Raw genomic sequence first — 18,032 nt, forward strand, 5'->3', positions numbered from 1 at the left:
TTTCGAGGCGGCCGACCGTGTCAACTGCCGCCCGCCGGGCGCGCTACGGTGGTGGCGCCAGCCTCTCGGCTGGGGCCTCGCAGACCGGAATACGGACATCCGCGGACGGATGGTGCCGGGCCGACAACAGCCGCACGAAGTGGGGGCACGACAGCGCCATGGCACAGGGCTCGGTCCAGGTGACGCACTCCGGAACGTCCCGTTGGCGACGCCGTACAGGGGAGTACAGCTCGCTCGCCGCCGCCCTGGAGGCCGCCGGGGACGGTGATGTGCTGACCGTCCCGGCCGGTACCTACCGCGAGAATCTGGTGCTGGCGCGCGCAGTGACGCTGCGCGGCCCGGACGGCGCCCGCGGTTCGGTGCGGATCGCCCCGTCCGACGGGGTGGCGCTGACCGTACGTGCCTCGGCGACCGTCCACGATCTGCATCTGGAGGCGACGGATTCGGCCGCGCCCGCGCTGCTGGTGGAGGACGGCGCCCCGGAGCTGGCCGGGCTGCGGGTGGTGACCCGGTCCGCGTCCGGCATCGAGGTCCGCGGCGGCGCCCGTCCCACGGTGCGCCGCTGCACGGTCGACAACGCGGGCGGCGTGGGCATCAGCGTCCTGGACGGCGCCGGCGGGGTCTTCGAGGAGTGCGAGGTGATGGCAGCCGGGCAGGCCGGGGTGGCGGTGCGCGGCGGGGCCCACCCCCGGCTGGAGAACTGCCGGATCCACCACGCCTCGGGGGCCGGGCTGTCGCTGCACGGCGAGGGCAGCGCGGTCGAGGCGGTGGGCTGCGAGCTGTACGAGATCAAGGGCGCGGGGATCCAGGTCGCGTCGCGGGCCACCGGGCACTTCACCGACTGCACGGTCCACCGCACCTCGGCCGACGGCGTCACCCTGGACACCGACGCGGTGCTCACCCTCGCCGACTGCGATATCCACGACATCCCGGAGAACGCCGTCGATCTGCGGTCCCGTTCGGTGCTGACGCTTACCCGCAGCACGGTGCGGCACTTCGGACGCAACGGGCTGTCCGTCTGGGACCCGGGCACCCGCGTGGACGCCAACCAGTGCGAGATCCACGACAGTACGGGCGACTACCCGGCGGTGTGGGTGAGCGACGGTGCCACCGCCGTACTGGACGCGACCCGGGTGCACGACGTCCCGGACGCGCTGTTCGTCCTGGACCGGGGCTCCCGCGCCGATGTCGTCGACTGCGATATCGCACAGGTCCGCAACACCGCGGTGTCGGTGAGCGACGGGGCGACCGTGCAGCTGGACGACTGCCGGATCCGGGAGGCCGCGACGGGCGCCTGGTTCCGGGACCACGGCAGCGGCGGCACCCTCGCCAACTGCACCATCGACGGTGCGCAGACCGGCGTGATCGTCACCAAGGGCGCGGACCCCACCATCGAGGGCTGCACGGTCAGTTCCCCGGCCGAGGCCGGCTTCTATGTCTCCGCGGAGGGCCGCGGCACCTTCCAGGGTTGCCGGGTCACCGGGAGTTCGGGCTTCGGCTTCCATGTGATCGACGGCTGCCGTACGACGCTGACCCGGTGCCGTACGGAGCGGTGCGCCCGCGGCGGCTACGAGTTCGCCGAGGGCGGGGCCGGGCAGGGCGACGGGCCGACGGTGCAGGACTGCACCAGCGACGAGAGCCGTGCCGTACAGACACCGGCCGCCGGTGCGACGGCTCCCGCGGTACAGCAGATGACCCAGACGGCCGGGCTGCTGGGCAACGTCCCGGCGCAGGGCCCGCCGCCGGCCGTACCGGCGCCGGCGGCCGCGGAGCCGGCCGTCAGCAGCCGGCCCTCCGACGAGGTGCTGGGCGAGCTGGACACCCTCGTGGGACTGGAGAGCGTCAAGCGTGAGGTGCGCAGCCTGATCAACATGATCGAGGTGGGGCGCCGGCGGCAGGAGGCAGGGCTGAAGGCCGCGTCGGTGCGCCGCCATCTGGTCTTCACCGGCTCCCCCGGCACCGGCAAGACGACCGTGGCCCGGCTGTACGGCGAAATCCTGGCGTCCCTGGCGGTGTTGGAGCGCGGGCATCTGGTCGAGGTGTCCCGGGTGGACCTGGTGGGCGAGCACATCGGCTCCACGGCGATCCGTACCCAGGAGGCGTTCGACCGGGCGCGCGGCGGTGTGCTCTTCATCGACGAGGCGTACGCCCTCTCCCCCGAGGACTCCGGACGGGACTTCGGGAAGGAGGCCATCGACACCCTCGTGAAGCTGATGGAGGACCACCGGGAGGCGGTGGTGGTGATCGTGGCGGGCTACACCGCCGAGATGGAGCGCTTCCTGGCGGTCAACCCCGGTGTGGCGTCCCGTTTCTCACGGACCATCACCTTTGGCGACTACGCGCCCGAGGAGCTGCTGCGGATCGTCGAGCAGCAGGGCGAGGAGCATGAGTACCGCCTCGCCGAGGGGGCCGGCGAGGCGCTGCTGAAGTACTTCACCGCGCTCCCCAAGGGCCCCTCCTTCGGCAACGGCCGTACCGCACGGCAGACGTTCGAGGCGATGGTCGAGCGGCACGCGGGCCGGGTGGCGCAGCTGACCGACCCGAGCACCGACGACCTGACCCTCCTCTACCCGGACGACCTGCCCGAACTCCCCTGATCCTGACGGCCCTTGGCCCGCTCGTCAGCGGGCCGCTGGCCCGGCAGGTCCGGGCCGAGCCGGGCGATGAGTTCGGCGCGGACCGTCTCGAAGACCGGGTCGGCCTGGTAGTCGCCATGGCCCAGGATCTGGGCGGGCAGCGGGTTCTGTAGCGTGCGGCCGAAGGAGAGCGGGTCGCGCAGCGGCCCCTGGTCGATCCGCCGGCCGCCCTCGCAGGTGAGCCGGATCGGGCCGCCGATGGGGTCGGTGAAGCGCCACAGATTGCGCCAGTCGTCCATCTCGCGGTGCAGTCCGGTCAGCGCGGGCGGCCCGAAGAAGGCGGGGAACCAGCGCCCGTAGAGACGCTCCAGGGGGCTGCCGTACGTCAGCAGGGCGACGCGGCTGCGGGTGACCAGGTCCAGCTGCCAGACCGCGGCGGCCGCCAGCACACTGCCCTGGGAGTGCCCGGAGAGCACCAGCCGGCCGTCGAACCGCTCGGTCCAGGTGGCCATCCGCCAGGTGAGGTCGGGGACGGCGCGCTCGGCGTAGCAGGGCGGTGCGAAGGGGTGGGCGGCGCGGGGCCAGAACGTGCCGACGTCCCAGAGGATGCCGATGGTGCGGCGCGCGGAGTGGTCGCGGTAGGCGCGCCGGCCCATGGTGATCAGCAGTATGACGCCGGCGCCCATCAGCCAGGACCCCAGGGACTCCGCGGTCTCGGCGGCGGCGTGCACGACGGGCGGTGCGCCTTCGGTGGCGCGGCCGGGCGCCCGGCCGGTGAGCCATGCGCCGATCACCGCACCGGCCCCGAGGACGAGGGTGACGGCGGAGGTGGCCGCGATCAGGACGGGCGCGGAGTCGGTGAGTCCGGCGCCGGCGATGGTCGCGGCGATGCGTTTGGTACGGCCCGCGTCGGGCTGCTCGCGCGGGTCATAGAGCCCGGGGACGTCCTTGGTCACCCGGTTGCGGACGATCACCACGCGGATGGCGGCGAGCACCGCGACCGCGGCGACGACGACCAGCAGCACGGGGATGACCGAGGCTTGCCAGGACAGCAGGACCGGCGGCCCGGGGATGGGGGCGTGCGCCTGACCGGGGGTCGCGCCGCCGTCCAGCCAGTCCGCGAAGCGCTGGGCGACGCCCCCGGACAGCACCCCGCCGACCGCACACGCCAGCAGTGCGACGGCGGGCCCGCCCATGCCGCGCAGCGCGGTGCGGGCGTCGTCGCGGGCGGCGCGCTGTAGTACCCAGGCGGTCACCGCCAGCGCCAGGACCAGCACACCCTGGAAGACGGCGATCCCGCCGAAGGCGTCGGCGCCGGGCAGCGGGCCGTGGCTGTGCGCCCCGGGGCGGGCCCAGCCGGTGTGCACCATGGTCAGCGCCAGCACCGCCAGGGAGGCGAACGGCAGCGCCCGTACGACCAGGTGGTCCGAAGAGACGTCCGGTGCACCCTCACTGCGGGCGGTGCGCCAGACCACGATCAGGGTGGCGGCGGCGAGCACGATGACCAGGGCGGTCAGCGCCCGGCCGGTGACCGCGAGGACGGGGTGGCCGCCGTCCCCGTCGGCCTTCGCGGCGGCGGCGAGCAGCACCGCGGCCACGGTCAGCACACCGGCCGTGGTGTGCGCGGCGCGCAGCCTGGCGACCAGCCGGCGGCCGTACCAGAAGCCCTCACGGCTGAGCGCGGTGCGTTCGGCGACCGGGGTGTCGCGGGAGGTGCCGGGCAGCCGCGGCGGCGGTGAGGCGGATTCGTAGGCGCTCCAGGTGCGGCGGGAGAGCCCCCACAGGAAGCCGATGACGAGCAGCGGCACCACGGACGCGAGCGCGAGACGGCGGCCCGGGGCGCTCCACCAGCCGGAGTTGTCGGGGCTGAGGAAGCCCATCCAGGATTTGCCGGCGGCGCAGACGGTGGTGCCGGCGCACTGCCAGGCGGTGAGGTCGAGGGCCACCTCGCAGGCCGCGGCGGCGAGCAGGACCGTCAGCGTGAGGGCGAGGATGCGGACGAGCAGGTCGTAGATCCGCTGGGCCGGGTGCTCGGACGGAGCGGCCGGGCGCATCCAGTGGGCGAGGTTGGCGACCATGAAGGGCACCAGGATCAGCCACAGGGCGCGGGCGCCGTTGCCCGAGGTGAGGTTGGACCAGCAGTACGCCTCGCGGACCGGCTCGCCCCGGTAGTCGTCGGGGCGTTGCTCGGCGTCCGCGTCATCGGTGCGGCGGTAGCAGGCGGCGGTGTCGTCGCCGGTGATCAGCTGGACGCGTGGGTCACCGAGCATCTCCTGGGCGGTGGTGCCGCCGACGCCGTGCACCAGCAGCTCCAGGGAGAGCTGTGGTGCGGTGCGCGGTGGCCCATCTGCTGTGGTGTCACGGTCCGTTGAGCGGGCGTGCGGTGTCGGGTCCGCGGTCTCCACTGAATTCCCCCGTAGTCGGTGCGGCGCCGTGCGGTGCGACGCCCCCAGGATTGTCTCTTCCCCTCGCGGGGACATCCAGCACCAAAGGGGGGTGGTGTTCTGAGGGGGACGGCTTGGGGACGGCGGCGGTTGGTGTTGCTTTGCGGCTTCGCGCGTCCCCCCACCCCCGAACCCACCCCCCGCCCCCTCCCCCGAAGGGGGAGAGGGGGAGGGGGCGGGGGAGCAACCGGTCGGGGCCGACCAGCGCCTGCCACGCCCAGGCCCGAAGCCCCACCCAGCACACGCCGTCCCCCCGCCCCGGCACCCCACCTCACCCCACCAACCCCGCCCCCTCTCACCCGACCACTCCGTCACTGTCAGCGCCTCGTGCGAGGATGAGGGCATCAGTGATCGCGGGCGGGAGCCAGCGCGTACGACCCGACACAGTGAGCCGGGGCGGAAGGGACGGGCCGGGGTGAGCGACAACCAGAATCTCCTCGCGGAGCAGCGGCGTGCCCTGATTCTCGACGAGGTCAGACGGCGGGGCGGGGTGCGGGTCAATGAGCTGACCCGCAAGCTGAACGTGTCGGACATGACGGTCCGTCGCGATCTGGATGCGCTGGCCCGCCAGGGCATGGTGGAGAAGGTGCACGGCGGCGCGGTCCCGGTCAGCGAGCCGAGTGCGCATGAGCCCGGTTTCGAGGCGAAGTCGGGGCTGGAGCTGAGCGCCAAGGAAGACATCGCGAAGGCGGCGGCCGAGATGGCGGCGCCGGGCAGCGCGATCGCGCTGGCGGGCGGTACGACCGCGTTCGCGCTGGCCCAGCAGCTGCTGGAGGTGCCGGATCTGACGGTGGTGACGAATTCGGTGCGGGTGGCCGATGTGTTCTACACCGCGCAGCGGGCGGCGGCCAGCGGCGGCACGGGACCGCGGGCGGGGGCCGCGACGGTGGTGCTGACGGGCGGGGTCCGTACGCCGTCGGACACCCTGGTGGGCCCGGTGGCGGACGCCGCGATCCGGTCGCTGCATTTCGATGTGCTCTTCCTCGGGGTGCACGGCATATCGGTCGAGGCGGGTCTGTCGACGCCGAATCTGGCGGAGGCGGAGACCAACCGGCATTTCGTGCGGTCCGCGCGGCGGGTGGTGGTGGTCGCCGACCACACCAAGTGGGGCACGGTCGGCCTGAGTTCGTTCGCGACGCTGGACGAGGTGGATGTGCTGGTGACGGATGCCGGGATTCCCGCGCAGACGCGTGCGGAGTTTGCGGAGCTGCCGCCGGAGCTGGTGGTGGCGGGCGAGCAGCCGGACGACGCAGACATCTGACGGGGCGCCAGCTATGGTGAGCCGCGCAGGCCCGCCGACCGTCCCGTAGGGGGTGCTCGTCCCATGGCACGCCGACTCCGCCCCGTAGAGCTCGACTTCGTCGAGTCCGCCCCGTTGCGGCTGGTGTTCGCCGCGGAGGTCAGCGCACCGCCGAAGGCGGTGTATGCGGCCTTGGCGGACGATGTGGCCGGCTGGTCGTGCTGGTTCACGGGCGTGGCGCGCTCGGCGGCGACGCGGGGCGGCACGGGCCGGGAGGTGCGACTGACCGGTGGCACCCGCTTCACCGAGACGGTCCTGGCGGCCGAGCCCGACGCGCACTACGCGTATCGCGTCGACACCACCAACGCCCCTGGTCTGCGGGCCCTGTTGGAGGACTGGCGGCTGACACCGGCGGGCGGCGGTACCCGCCTGCGGTGGACGTTCGCGGCGGACGGCCCGGCGCCGTTCCGCTCTCTGCTGACGCTGGCCAGGCCCGGTCTGGGCCACGCCTTCCGGCAGTCGGCGCGGGCCCTGGACCGCAGGCTCACCGCGCCATGAGTCCGGCTCCGCGTCCCGCCCGGCCCGGCTCCGCGTCCCGCCCGGCGGCTCAGGCCGACCAGGAGCCGGTGGCCAGGAATTCGTCGATGGTGCGCGCGTAGGGCGTGATGTCCAGGCCCTGGGCGGCCAGCCAGGCGTCGGAGTAGTACTTGTCGAGGTAGCGGTCGCCGGGGTCGCAGAGCAGGGTGACGACGGATCCCGTACGGCCCTCGGCGACCATCTCGGCGACGATCTTCAGGGCGCTCCACAGCCCGGTGCCGGTCGACCCGCCCGCCTTGCGGCCTATCGCGGTCTCCAGGGCGCGGACGGCCGCGATGCTGGCCGCGTCCGGGACCTTCATCATCCGGTCGATGGCACCGGGCACGAAGCTCGGCTCCATCCGCGGCCGCCCGATGCCCTCGATACGCGAGGCGGTGGCGCAGTCGGTCTTGGCGTCGCCGGTACGCCAGCCGTCGAAGAAACAGGAGTTCTCCGGGTCGGGGACACAGATGCGGGTGTCGTACTGCATGTAGTGGACATAGCGGGCGATGGTCGCGGAGGTGCCGCCGGTGCCCGCGGTGGCCACGATCCAGGCGGGCTCGGGATAGCGCTCCAGCCGCAGCTGCTGGTAGATCGACTCGGCGATGTTGTTGTTGCCGCGCCAGTCGGTGGCCCGTTCCGCGTAGGTGAACTGGTCCATGTAGTGGCCGCCGGATTCGGCGGCGAGCCGGGCGGAGACCTCGTAGACGGTCCGCGGGTCCTGCACCAGATGACAGGTGCCGCCGTGGAACTCGATCAGCCGGGTCTTCTCACGGCTGGTGGTGGCCGGCATCACCGCGATGAAGGGCACCCCGATGAGGGAGGCGAAGTAGGCCTCGGAGACGGCCGTGGAGCCACTGGATGCCTCGATGACGGGCTTGCCGGGGCGGATCCAGCCGTTGCACAGCCCGTAGAGGAACAGCGAGCGGGCCAGCCGGTGCTTGAGGCTGCCGGTGGGGTGCGTCGACTCGTCCTTGAGGTAGAGGTCGATGCCCCACCGCTCGGGGAGCGGAAAGCGCAGCAGGTGGGTGTCCGCGGTGCGGTTGGCATCCGCCTGGACCTTGCGCACGGCTTCTTTGAGCCAGCTTCGGTAGTCCTGATCCGTGCGGTCGACGTCGACGGTCGGTATCGGGGCTTCGGCCGCGGCCTCGTGGCCAGGCGAGCTCTGCGGCTGCTGTGCGGTGCTCACGGCGCGCTCCTCCGGGGGTTTTGAAGGCCCGTGGAAAACGGCGGGCCGCTTCCGACTATAACCACCCGCCGCACCCTTCTCACCTGCATAAACATCACTTTGAGATACCCCAAGGAGGCCAGGGGGCAGGGCTGTTGTGCGCACCACACGACGGTGCCACTGGTGCGCCGGGCGCGGTACCGGCAGACTTCCCCCAAGGGGCGGTGGAGGGCAGCTGCCCGTCTACCGAGGAGGTGCCGGCATGGCGGAGCCTGAGTTCAACGCGACCGGCGTACGGATCGAGCGATGGCTGCGGTCCCTGACCCGCGCCGGCCAGGTCGTCATCAGCGACGGCAGGCTGATGCTGCTGACCAGCTACGGCACGGAGATCGACAGCGCCCCGCTCCAGGCCGTACAGGCCCATAAACCGCTGTTCGCGGCGCGGGACCGGGCACTTGCCACGCTCAACGGGCACCGCTATTCGCTCACGCTCGGCACCCCGGAACTCTTCTTCAAGGCCCTGGAGGCGGCACGCCCGCCGCACCGCTGACGGCCTGCTCCGGCCGAGGAGGTGCGGTTGCGGGAGCGCTGCGGCTGACTGACCCTGGACTCGTATCACTGAGGGTTCACCAGCGGTGACGCTGTGGTGCAGTCGGCATCGCTGGATCCGATCTTCGCCCCTGCCCGGTACGAGGGGCGCCCGGCCTCATCAGGGAGTCGCGGTCGTGATCAGGCAGCCCAGCAGGCACTGCACGGTGGAGCTCCAAGCCGTTCCGGCTCGCATCGGACATGTGCGCAGAATCGTCTCCGCCCAGCTGCGGTACTGGCGTCTCGACGCCCTGATAGACCCCGCGGCGCTCGGAGTGACCGAGCTCCTCGCCAATGTGCACCGGCACGCCCGTCCCAGCAAGCAATGCACCGTGGAACTGTGCGTTCTTCTTGATCAGTTGACGGTCTCGGTGCACGACGAGGACCCCCGGCTGCCCCGGATCCGGGTCGCCGACAGCTGGGAGACCTGCGGCCGCGGGCTGGCTCTGATCGCGGCGCTCAGCGAGAGCTGGGGGGTGCGCCCGGACGGCAGCGGCAAGGTCGTGTGGTTCACCCTTCCGGCCCTGACCACGCCGCCCGAAGAGGCCCGTACGGTCTGCGGATACGGGGAGTCCGTGCCGCTGGGGGACGCCCGTACGGCGGCCGGTTCGCACACCCGCATACGGGGCACCAAGGTCGGCTGACGGGCCGGCCCGGACGTCGCGGCGTCCGGGCCGGCGGCGGTCATGCCGCGCCCCCCTTGGGGCCTGCGGCGAAGTGTTCCTCCAGGACGGAGAGCCGGCGCCAGTACTCCTCCTCGTCGATCTCACCCGCGGCGAAGCGCCGTCCGAGGACGGCCACGGGCGAGGGGGCGTCGGTACGCGCGGAGTACTGCGGTCCGCGGAACTGCCGTCCGGGCCCGCCATGGCGCCCTACGGTGCGGCGCAGCAGTGTCACCACGCCGACGATGACCAGCGCCCAGACGAAGGGGACGAACAGGATCCAGGGGCCGGGGCCACCGCCCGACCAGGGGTCGGCGAGTTCGAACATCGCAATCAGCTCCTAGCTGGAGGGGGAAGTTGTCGGCCGGCCCTTCGGTCCCGGCCGAACCGGGTGCTTCCGGTCTCCTTCGAGCCTCGCCCTGCGGAGGCCGCCGGTCGTCGTACGGCCAGCGGCTCCGTCCGTACGACGCGGGAAGTACGCGGGGCGCCGACGACTGCTCCCGGCCCGCCCCGGCGCCCCCTCGCGTCCGCCGCCCGCCCCTTGCCGCTCGCCCTTTCTTGATCACTGTAACTACCAGTATGTACAGTGCGGTGCATGAGCACTCAGGAACCGCTCGGCACACAGGAACGCCTCGTCCGGAGCACACAGGAGCTGCTGTGGGAGCGGGGTTATGTCGGCACCAGCCCCAAGGCGATCCTGGAGCGCGCGGGCGTCGGCCAGGGCAGCATGTACCACCACTTCACGGGCAAGTCCGAGCTCGCCCTGGCGGCGATCCGGCGCACCGCGGAGGAGCTGAAGCAGGGCGCCGAGTCATGCCTGGGCGGTCCCGGCACGGCGTACGACCGCATCGCGGCGTATCTGCTGCGCGAGCGGCGGGTGCTGCGCGGCTGCCCGATCGGCCGGATGACGCAGGACCGCGATGTGGTGCACAGCCCGGAGCTGCGGCAGCCGCTGGACGAGCTGTTCGGCTGGCTTCAGGGCCGGATCACCGAGGTGCTCGCCGAAGGGCAGCGCCGTGGGGAGCTGGCTCCCGAACTGGACCCGGCGGCCGGGGCCGCGGCCGTCGCGGCCGTTGTCCAGGGCGGCTATGTGCTGGCCCGTGCGGCCGACGACCCCGCCCCCTTCGACGCCGCCGTGCAGGGCGTGCTGACGCTGCTCGCCGCACAGCGCACGCCCGGCACCCGCACCACCGGCTGAGCCCCCTCCCCCGCACCCGTACGGAGCCCGTCATGCACGCCATGCAGTACGCGATCACCCTGCCCGCCGACTACGACATGCAGATCATCCGGGACCGCGTCCGGACCAGGGGCCACCTCCTGGACGACTTCCCCGGGCTCGGCCTGAAGGCGTACGGGATCCGGGAGCGCGGGGTCGACGGCGCACCGGTCAACGAGTACGCGCCGTTCTACCTCTGGGCCGAACCGGAGGCCATGAACCGCTTCCTCCTCGGCGACGGATTCCGCGGTGTGGTCCGCGATTTCGGACGACCGGCCGTCCGGAACTGGCAGGGGCTGTTCCACCGCCCGGGCCCGGCCGCCGGTGCGCTCCCCCGCGCCTTCACCCGGCGGACCGTGACGCTCGCCGAGGACGCCGACCCCGCCACCGTCATCGCGCAGGCGATCGCCGGACACGAGGAGTTGGCCACGACGGAGGGTGTGCACACCACCGCGCTGGCCCTCGACCCGCGGCGGTGGGAACTGGTCCACTTCACCCTCTGGGCGGACGGCGCCCCGCGGTCCGCGGGCGACCGCTACCAGGTGCTGCATCTGTCCGCCCCGGGCACCGGTCTGCTGGGCGAGGGGCAGCAGTGGTGAACCGTGCCCCCGCGGAAGCCCCCGTCTCCCCCGCCGTCCGTACGGTCCTCGGCGACATCGCGCCCACCGACCTCGGCATCTGCGACGCCCACGACCATCTCTTCCTGCGCAGTCCCCAACTCCCGGGGCAGGAGCTGGACGACGCCGGGGCGGCGGCCGCCGAGCTGAGCGCTTTTCGTGCGGCCGGCGGCGCGGCGGTGATCCAGTGGACGCCGTACGGCATGGGCCGCCGCGCCGCCGAACTGCCGCGGCTGGCACGGGAGTCGGGCGTACGGATCGTCGCCGCCACCGGGCTGCACCAGGCGGCGCACTACTCCCCCGAGCTGCTGGCGCGGGTCGGTGCGGACCTGGCCGGGCTGTTCGTCAGCGAGCTGACCGAAGGGATCGGCGGATCCGGCCCCCGAGCCGGGATGATCAAGGTCGCCGGCGGCTTCCACGGGCTGGACCGGCACGCCCGGCACACCATGGCGGCCGCCGCCGAGGCCCAGCGGGCGACCGGCGCCGCCATCGGCGTCCACCTGGAGCTGGGCACCGGGGCGCTGGACGTACTCGACCTGCTGTGCGGCGCGTTGGCCGTCCCGCCGGACCGGGTGATCCTCGGGCATCTCAACCGCTCGCCGGACCTCGTCGTGCACCGGGCGGCCGCCGGGGCCGGGGCGTATCTGGCCTTCGACGGTCCCTCGCGGGCCCATCACGCGACCGACTGGCGGCTGCCCGAGGCGCTGGCCGCGCTCGCCGAAGCGGGTTTCGGTGACCGGATCCTGCTGGGCGGGGACACCACCACGGCCGGCGCCAGATCGGTCAACGGCGGCCCGGGGATGCCCTATCTGCTGCGCCGTCACCGGGAGCGGCTGGTCCGCACCCTGGGCGCGGACCTGGTGACGCGGTTCCTGACGGCCAACCCGGCGCGCGCATTCGCCGCCGACTGGACGCGGGCGTCGCACCACAGCCGGTGAACGGGGCCGCTTCCCGGCCGCTCAGGGCGGACCGGCCGCGCGGCGTTCGGGCGGCCCGCCCGGCGGCTACAGGGTGACCGAGATCCCCACATGCGGCCGTTTGCCGCCGCGCACCAGCGCGCCGACGACGTCCATCAGCCGGAACCGCAGCCCGTATTTGCGCGCCATCGCCTTGCGCACCCGGCCCAGTCCGTCGGCACCCTCCAGGAGCCGGCCGGTGCCCTCGACGGTCCGGGCGTCCTCGGCGATCCGGCCGCGCACATCGCACGGGGTGACGGTCACCCGCGGGTCCTGCCGCAGCCGCTTCACCTTCCAGCTGTCGTCCCGCGTCCACACCAGGAGTTCCGTTCCTTCGGCCACCGCCCATACGGGGGTGGCCACCGGCGTCCCGTTCCGGCGGAAGGTGACCAGGCTGACGTACGGACTGCGCGCGACCGCTTCGGGAATCATGACCGCACCCTAAGGGCTGTCCCCACCGCGCCCCGACCCGCTCCCTGCCGCCGCCGGGGACCGCTACCGGTCGAGAACGACCAGCGGATCGTCCAGCACCGGCTGCCAGGCCAATTCGGCCGCGCCGACCAGGCTGTTGTGGTCGAGGCCGCACGGCAGGATCGGCACCCCGCCGCTGCGGCCCCACAGGCTGCGGTCGGCGACCACCGCGCGCAGCCGTTCCGGGTCGGCCTCCAGCAGGGCGCGATGCAGTCCGCCGAGGACGATGCGGTCGGGGTTGAGGATGTTGACGAGGCCGGCGAGGCCCAGCCCGAGGCGGTCGATGAGGAGATCGGCCGCGGCGCGCACGCCCGGATCGGCGTACTCGTCCCGCAGCAGATCCGCGGACTGCTGGAGCAGGGAGCCCTCGGGGCCCGGTTCGCGGCCCGCGGCGCCGAGGAAGGCGAGCGGGTCCGCCTCGACGTCCAGGCAGCCGCGGCTGCCGCAGTGGCAGGGCGCCCCCTCGGGGTGGACGGTCAGATGGCCGACCTCCAGCGCCAGGCCCGAACTGCCGCTGTGCAGACGGCCGTCGAGCACCAGCGCCCCGCCCACACCCCGGTGCCCGGAGGCCACACAGAGCAGGTCACGGGCGCCCCGGCCGGCCCCGTGCCGGTGTTCGGCGAGCGCCATGAGGTTGACATCGTTGCCGCTGAAGCCGATCTGCTCGGTGACTCCCGGGATGCCGGCCTCGGCGAGCGAGCGCAGGAAGAGGGCGCGTACGGGGGCACCCCGGGGCCAGGCGAGGTGCAGCGGGTTGAGGGCCTCGCCGTCCGGTTCGGCGACCGCGGAGGGCACCGCGAGACCGGCGCCGAGACAGCGCCGTCCGGTCTCGCGCAGCAGCTCCGCGCCGGCCGCGACGACATCGGCGAGCACATGCGCCGGGTCGGCGGGGATGGCGCCGCAGCCGGTCGAGGTCGCCACGATGCGGCCGCCGAGGCCGACCAGCGCGACCCGGAACCCGTCCGCGTGGATCTGCGCGGCGAGCACGACCGGTCCTCGCTCGGCGACGAACAGCCGGTGGGAGGGCCGCCCTTGGGAGCCGGCCGAGGCGGTCGGCCGGGAGTCGACAGTGATCAGTCCGAGCGCTTCGAGCTCGGCGGCCACCGCTCCCGCGGTCGCGCGGGTCACGCCGAGTTCGGAGGTCAGGACGGCGCGGGTGGGCGCACGGCCGGTGTGTACGAGCTCCAGTGCGGGTCCGAGGGCGCCGCGGCCCCGCTCCAGCCTGGTTGTCCGAGTCTGGGTCACACCCCTATTCTGACTTTGTGCCGACGCTAAACAAAATGCGGAGGGCCCTCACGGGGGACCGGGGCTCCGTCCCCACCGAGCCGCACCTGACCCGCCCCCGTATCGCGCTCACCGCATTCTTCGCCATGGACGGCTTCCTCTTCGCCGGATGGGTCGTCCGGATCCCCGCGATCAAGGCGCAGACCGGCGCCGGAGCGGGCGCCCTCGGGCTCGCCCTGCTCGGCGTGTCGGCCGGCGCGGTCGCCTTCATGATGATCGCCGGACGACTGTGCCGGCGCTTCGGCAGCCCCCTCGTGACGGTCGCCGCCGCGGCCGCCCTCTCGCTGAGCATCGTGCTGCCGCCGCTCACCCGCTCCGCGACCGCGCTGGGACTCGTCCTGCTGGTCTTCGGCGCCGCGTACGGCGCGCTCAACGTCGCGATGAACAGCGCCGCGGTCGCGCTCATCGGCGCCCTGCGGCGCCCCGTGATGCCGGGCTTCCACGCCGCCTTCAGCCTGGGCGGCATGCTCGGCGCTGGCCTCGGCGGACTGCTCGCGGGCGGGCTGTCCGCCACCGTCCATCTGCTGGTGCTCGCCGTGATCGGGCTGCTGGTGACGGTCGTCGCGGGGCGCGCGCTGTGCCGGCACCCGGTGCCGGAGGTTCCCGAGCGGCTGCCCGCGCCGGAGGGCGACCGTCCGGGGAACGGCCGGGCGGGCCGGGCGCGCCGTCTGGTGCTCGTGTTCGGGCTGATCGCCCTGTGCACCGCGTACGGCGAGGGGGCGATGGCCGACTGGGGCGCGCTGCACCTCTCCCAGGACCTGGGCGCCGGGCCCGGTACGGCCGCCGCCGGATACGCGGTGTTCGCGCTGGCGATGACCGTGGGACGGCTGTCCGGAACGGCGGTCGTACAGCGCTTCGGAGCGGCCCGGGCACTGATCGCGGGCGGCACGACGGCGACCGCGGGGATGCTGCTCGGCGCACTGGCGCCCACGGCCTGGTGGGCCTGTGCGGGCTTCGCCGTCGCGGGCCTGGGCCTCGCCAACATCTTCCCCATCGCCCTGGCACGGGCCGGCGAGACCGGCGGCCCGGACGGGGTCGCCGTGGCCTCCACGGTCGGCTACGGCGGCATGCTGCTCGGCCCGCCCGCCATCGGCTTCGTCGCCGAGGCGGCCGGACTGCCCGCCGCACTGACCACGGTCGCCCTGCTCGCCGCGCTCGCGGCGGGTATCGCCTACGCCACCCGCGGGTCACACACCGGGCGAACGTGACGCACCGGGGCGGCCTCGGGCACCGTCGCCGGTCCACCGCGCCCGTGCGCGGTCAGCGTCCGGACCCGCGAGGGTTCGCTGTCAGTGGCGGCTGGCAGACTCGTGGGTATGGAGATCACTGAGTTCGTCGAAACGCTGCGCCTGGACGGCGGCCTGCTCGCCGATGCCGCGCAGGAGGCGGGGCCGGATGCCCGGATTCCGGCCTGTCCCGACTGGCAGATGCGGGATCTGGTCACCCATGTCGGACAGGTGCACCGCTGGGCGACGGAGTTCGTGACGCAGGGCGTGCAGCAGCCCAGCCGTCCCCCCGAGGCCCCGGATCTGGCCGACGACGAACTCGTGCCCTGGCTGCGCGAGGGCCACCACCACCTCGTCCTGGCGCTGCACTCCGCGCCGCAGGACCTGTCCGCCTGGACGTTCCTGCCCGCCCCGTCCCCCCTGGCGTTCTGGGCCCGCCGTCAGGCCCACGAGACCTCGGTGCACCGCGCGGACGCCCAACAGGCGCTCGGTGCCTCCCTCACCCCCCTCCCGTCGGCCTTCGCCGCCGACGGCATCGATGAACTCCTGACGGGCTTTCACGCCGGCGACCGCAGCCGGGTCCGTACGGACGTCCCCCGCACACTGCGGCTGCGGGCCGTGAACGCCCCCGGCGCCGACTGGACCGTCCACCTCTCCGACGCCCCGCCGCAGACGGTGCGCACCGCCCCGGACGCCGACGCCCCGGACGCCGAAAAGCCGGCCGACTGCACGATCGAGGGCCCGGCCGAGGAGCTGTATCTCGCGCTGTGGAACCGTCTGCCGTGGGACGCGTTGACCATCACCGGCGATGAGACGCTGCCCCGGCTGTGGCAGGAGCGGGGCGGCGTCTGAGCCTCCGGGGCGGCGCGGCGGCCCGGCCACTTGTCCGGCCCGCGCCCGTCCCCGCCGGGCCGGCCGTATCGCCGGCCTCCGCTCTGCGCTCACCGCCGGGCAGCACCGCCCGCGCCCCCGCCCGGGCCCGCGTCCGGACTCACCCCAGCCAACCGGGCCGCACCAGCCCCGACTCATAGGCCAGCACGACCAGTTGGGCACGGTCGCGGGCGCCCAGTTTGACCATCGTGCGGCTGACGTGCGTCTTGGCGGTGAGCGGGCTGACCACCAGCCGGCGGGCGATCTCCTCGTTGGAGAGGCCGATGCCGACCAGCGCCATCACCTCGCGCTCCCGCTCGGTCAGTGCGGACAGTGAACCGGCCGCGGCCGGTTCCTTGGAGCGGGCCGCGAACTCGGCGATCAGGCGGCGGGTGACGCCGGGCGAGAGCAGGGCGTCACCGGCGACGACCGCGCGCACGGCCCGTAGCAGCTCCTCCGGTTCGGTGTCCTTGACCAGAAAGCCGGAGGCTCCGGAGCGGATCGCCTCGAAGACGTACTCGTCCAGCTCGAAGGTGGTCAGCATGACGACCTTCACCTCCCGCAGCCGCGGGTCCTCGGTGATCCGGCGGGTGGCGACCAGACCGTCCACCACCGGCATCCGGATGTCCATCAGGACGATGTCCGGGCGGTGTTCGCGGACCGCGGCCAGCGCCTGCTGCCCGTCCGCGGCCTCGGCGACCACCTCGATATCGGGCTGGGCGTCCAGCAGCACCTTGAAACCGGCCCGCACCAGCAGCTGATCGTCGGCGAGCAGTACCCGGATCACGACTCCTCCTCGGGGGCGGTGGGCGCCACCGTATCCGCCCCCTGGCCCGGGTCCGGTGTCCCCGTAACGGACAGCGGGATACGGGCCCGGACCCGGAAGCCGCCGTCCGGGCGCGGCCCCGCCTCGATGGTGCCGCCCAGCGCGGCGGCCCGCTCCCGCATACCGATCAGGCCGTTGCCGCCGCCCGGCTCGCCCCCGCCGGCGGTCGCCGGGCCATCGTCGTCGACCCGGATCTCCAGCGCCCCGGGGGTGTGGCGTAGCAGCACCCGGGCGGTACGGGAGCCGGAGTGGCGGACGGTGTTGGTGAGCGCCTCCTGGACGATGCGGAACGCGGCGAGGTCGGTGCCGGGCGGCAGCGTGGCCGGGGTGCCCTCGGTGGTGATGCCCACGGTGAGCCCGGCGCTCCTGGCCTGTTCGGTGAGTTCGGGCAGCCGGTCCAGCCCGGGGGCCGGGGAGCGCGGCGCGTCGCCCGGCGTACGCAGGGTGTCGAGGACCTGACGGACCTCGCCGAGCGCTTCCTTGCTCGCGTCCTTGATCGTGGTCAGCGCACTCCGCGCCTGCTCCGGGTCGCTGTCGAGCAGCGCCAGTCCCACGCCTGCCTGGACGTTGATGACGGAGATGCTGTGGGCCAGGACGTCATGCAGCTCGCGGGCGATCCGCAGCCGCTCCTCGTCCGCCCTGCGGCGTTCCGCGGCGGCCCGCTCGGCCCGTGCCTTCGCCAGCTGCTCCCGGCGCACCCGCACCAGCTCGGAGAGGGCCACCACGGCCACCACCCAGGCCGTGACCAGCAGTTCCTCGCCCCAGGGCGCGGGCCCGTCGTGCGGGGGCGGCAGCCACCGGTAGAGCCAGTGGGCGACCAGGACATGGGAGGCCCACACCCCGCCCAGCGCCCACCAGGCGACCTCGCGGTGTCCCGCGACGACCGCCGCGAAGGCGCCGAGGGCGAGGATGAGGAAGACCGGGCCGTACGGATAGCCGGCCGCCAGGTAGGCGGCGGTGGCGGTGGCGGTGCCGAGGGCGACGGTGCGCGGGAAGCGCTGCCGGAACAGCAGCAGGGCCCCGCCGAGGACCAGCAGCGCGCGCCCGAGGGAGTCCAGCGGGACACGGTCCGGCTGACCGTGGCCGGCGAAACCGGAGCCGACCGTCACCACGAGCGTCACGACGAGGGTCGACAGCCAGGGCAGCCGGGTGCCGGACCGCCCACGCGGTTCCCCGGGCGGGGTGGCCGGCCACCGCTCCCACGCCGGGCCGCCGGAGCGCCGCGCCCATGGCGGCCGTGCGTTCTCCATGCCGTCACGCTAGTCCGCGACGGGGCCCGGCGGCGTCAGCCCGGCGCGGTGACCGGACGTAC

17 protein-coding genes are annotated in these 18,032 nt (G+C 73.7%); 10 read left to right on the forward strand and 7 right to left on the reverse strand.

Annotated features, from left to right (window positions below):
* The first annotated feature begins 158 nt into the window (after window positions 1-158).
* The gene (locus TU31_RS30235) at window positions 159-2,597 is read left to right on the forward strand and encodes a right-handed parallel beta-helix repeat-containing protein (protein ID WP_042160428.1); all 2,439 of its coding nucleotides are present in this window, start codon (window positions 159-161) and stop codon (window positions 2,595-2,597) included.
* On the opposite strand, the gene TU31_RS30240 is transcribed toward TU31_RS30235, so the two are convergent.
* Window positions 2,567-4,981: a hypothetical protein gene (locus tag TU31_RS30240; protein ID WP_181018702.1), complete on the reverse strand. Its 2,415-nt coding sequence runs from the start codon at window positions 4,979-4,981 to the stop codon at window positions 2,567-2,569. The two genes, TU31_RS30235 and TU31_RS30240, sit on opposite strands and share 31 nt — an antisense overlap.
* 454 nt (window positions 4,982-5,435) lie before the next feature.
* Here TU31_RS30240 and TU31_RS30245 point away from each other — a divergent pair, with 454 nt between their 5' ends.
* Both TU31_RS30245 and TU31_RS30250 read left to right on the forward strand, forming a co-directional pair.
* Window positions 5,436-6,281: a DeoR/GlpR family DNA-binding transcription regulator gene (locus tag TU31_RS30245; RefSeq protein WP_042160432.1), complete on the forward strand. Its 846-nt coding sequence runs from the start codon at window positions 5,436-5,438 to the stop codon at window positions 6,279-6,281.
* A 63-nt stretch (window positions 6,282-6,344) separates the two neighbouring features.
* Window positions 6,345-6,818: an SRPBCC family protein gene (locus TU31_RS30250; RefSeq protein WP_042160434.1), complete on the forward strand. Its 474-nt coding sequence runs from the start codon at window positions 6,345-6,347 to the stop codon at window positions 6,816-6,818.
* Between the two features lie 49 nt (window positions 6,819-6,867).
* Here TU31_RS30250 and TU31_RS30255 read toward each other — a convergent pair whose 3' ends face one another.
* Window positions 6,868-8,025, reverse strand: coding sequence for a PLP-dependent cysteine synthase family protein (locus tag TU31_RS30255; RefSeq protein WP_042160436.1), 1,158 nt, complete (start codon window positions 8,023-8,025; stop codon window positions 6,868-6,870).
* Window positions 8,026-8,266: 241 nt separating this feature from the next.
* Here TU31_RS30255 and TU31_RS30260 point away from each other — a divergent pair, with 241 nt between their 5' ends.
* Together TU31_RS30260 and TU31_RS30265 are read left to right on the forward strand one after the other, a co-directional pair.
* Window positions 8,267-8,554, forward strand: coding sequence for a hypothetical protein (locus TU31_RS30260; protein ID WP_042160438.1), 288 nt, complete (start codon window positions 8,267-8,269; stop codon window positions 8,552-8,554).
* Between the two features lie 175 nt (window positions 8,555-8,729).
* Entirely contained in the window at window positions 8,730-9,236 is a 507-nt protein-coding gene (locus TU31_RS30265; RefSeq protein ID WP_042160440.1) for an ATP-binding protein, read from the forward strand.
* Between the two features lie 40 nt (window positions 9,237-9,276).
* Here the strand turns inward: TU31_RS30265 and TU31_RS30270 are convergent, their stop codons facing one another.
* Window positions 9,277-9,582 (reverse strand): SHOCT domain-containing protein, encoded by a 306-nt coding sequence (locus tag TU31_RS30270; protein ID WP_042160442.1) that lies wholly within the window; start codon window positions 9,580-9,582, stop codon window positions 9,277-9,279.
* A 267-nt stretch (window positions 9,583-9,849) separates the two neighbouring features.
* Here TU31_RS30270 and TU31_RS30275 point away from each other — a divergent pair, with 267 nt between their 5' ends.
* The 3 genes from TU31_RS30275 to TU31_RS30285 are packed head-to-tail and all read left to right on the forward strand — an operon-like array spanning window position 9,850 to window position 12,025.
* Window positions 9,850-10,452 (forward strand): TetR/AcrR family transcriptional regulator, encoded by a 603-nt coding sequence (locus TU31_RS30275; RefSeq protein ID WP_042160444.1) that lies wholly within the window; start codon window positions 9,850-9,852, stop codon window positions 10,450-10,452.
* Window positions 10,453-10,484: 32 nt separating this feature from the next.
* On the forward strand, window positions 10,485-11,069 hold the full coding sequence (locus TU31_RS30280; protein ID WP_042160446.1) for a DUF4865 family protein: 585 nt from the start codon (window positions 10,485-10,487) through the stop codon (window positions 11,067-11,069).
* Window positions 11,066-12,025, forward strand: coding sequence for a phosphotriesterase family protein (locus TU31_RS30285; protein ID WP_042160694.1), 960 nt, complete (start codon window positions 11,066-11,068; stop codon window positions 12,023-12,025). Before TU31_RS30280 ends, TU31_RS30285 begins: the two co-directional genes overlap by 4 nt.
* Window positions 12,026-12,091: 66 nt before the next feature.
* On the opposite strand, the gene TU31_RS30290 is transcribed toward TU31_RS30285, so the two are convergent.
* Together TU31_RS30290 and TU31_RS30295 are read right to left on the reverse strand one after the other, a co-directional pair.
* Window positions 12,092-12,475, reverse strand: a complete 384-nt coding sequence (locus TU31_RS30290) for a PPOX class F420-dependent oxidoreductase (RefSeq protein ID WP_042160448.1) — start codon at window positions 12,473-12,475, stop codon at window positions 12,092-12,094.
* A gap of 63 nt (window positions 12,476-12,538) precedes the next feature.
* Window positions 12,539-13,759 carry an ROK family protein gene (locus TU31_RS30295; RefSeq protein WP_042160449.1) on the reverse strand — a complete coding sequence of 407 codons (1,221 nt, stop codon included), beginning with the start codon at window positions 13,757-13,759 and terminating at the stop codon, window positions 12,539-12,541.
* A gap of 17 nt (window positions 13,760-13,776) precedes the next feature.
* Between TU31_RS30295 and TU31_RS30300 the strand changes: the two genes are divergently transcribed.
* Both TU31_RS30300 and TU31_RS30305 read left to right on the forward strand, forming a co-directional pair.
* Window positions 13,777-15,006: an MFS transporter gene (locus tag TU31_RS30300; protein ID WP_042160451.1), complete on the forward strand. Its 1,230-nt coding sequence runs from the start codon at window positions 13,777-13,779 to the stop codon at window positions 15,004-15,006.
* Window positions 15,007-15,114: 108 nt separating this feature from the next.
* Complete coding sequence (locus TU31_RS30305; RefSeq protein WP_042160453.1) at window positions 15,115-15,876, forward strand: maleylpyruvate isomerase family mycothiol-dependent enzyme; 762 nt, start codon at window positions 15,115-15,117, stop codon at window positions 15,874-15,876.
* Window positions 15,877-16,015: 139 nt separating this feature from the next.
* Here the strand turns inward: TU31_RS30305 and TU31_RS30310 are convergent, their stop codons facing one another.
* A complete protein-coding gene (locus TU31_RS30310; RefSeq protein ID WP_042160455.1) occupies window positions 16,016-16,681 on the reverse strand; it encodes a response regulator in 666 nt (221 codons plus the stop codon).
* Complete coding sequence (locus TU31_RS30315; protein ID WP_042160456.1) at window positions 16,678-17,970, reverse strand: sensor histidine kinase; 1,293 nt, start codon at window positions 17,968-17,970, stop codon at window positions 16,678-16,680. The genes TU31_RS30310 and TU31_RS30315 overlap by 4 nt, the downstream gene beginning before the upstream one ends.
* Window positions 17,971-18,032 lie beyond the last annotated feature (62 nt).

The sequence above is a fragment of the Streptomyces lydicamycinicus genome, from assembly GCF_000829715.2.
GTDB lineage: Bacteria > Actinomycetota > Actinomycetes > Streptomycetales > Streptomycetaceae > Streptomyces > Streptomyces lydicamycinicus.

Coding starts and splice junctions, on each gene's coding strand:
- TU31_RS30235 (WP_042160428.1), top strand. CDS start 159: ATGGCACAGGGCTCGGTCCAGGTGACGCACTCCGGAACGTCCCGTTGG.
- TU31_RS30250 (WP_042160434.1), top strand. CDS start 6,345: ATGGCACGCCGACTCCGCCCCGTAGAGCTCGACTTCGTCGAGTCCGCC.
- TU31_RS30260 (WP_042160438.1), top strand. CDS start 8,267: ATGGCGGAGCCTGAGTTCAACGCGACCGGCGTACGGATCGAGCGATGG.
- TU31_RS30270 (WP_042160442.1), bottom strand. CDS start 9,582: ATGTTCGAACTCGCCGACCCCTGGTCGGGCGGTGGCCCCGGCCCCTGG.
- TU31_RS30275 (WP_042160444.1), top strand. CDS start 9,850: ATGAGCACTCAGGAACCGCTCGGCACACAGGAACGCCTCGTCCGGAGC.
- TU31_RS30280 (WP_042160446.1), top strand. CDS start 10,485: ATGCACGCCATGCAGTACGCGATCACCCTGCCCGCCGACTACGACATG.
- TU31_RS30290 (WP_042160448.1), bottom strand. CDS start 12,475: ATGATTCCCGAAGCGGTCGCGCGCAGTCCGTACGTCAGCCTGGTCACC.
- TU31_RS30305 (WP_042160453.1), top strand. CDS start 15,115: ATGGAGATCACTGAGTTCGTCGAAACGCTGCGCCTGGACGGCGGCCTG.
- TU31_RS30315 (WP_042160456.1), bottom strand. CDS start 17,970: ATGGAGAACGCACGGCCGCCATGGGCGCGGCGCTCCGGCGGCCCGGCG.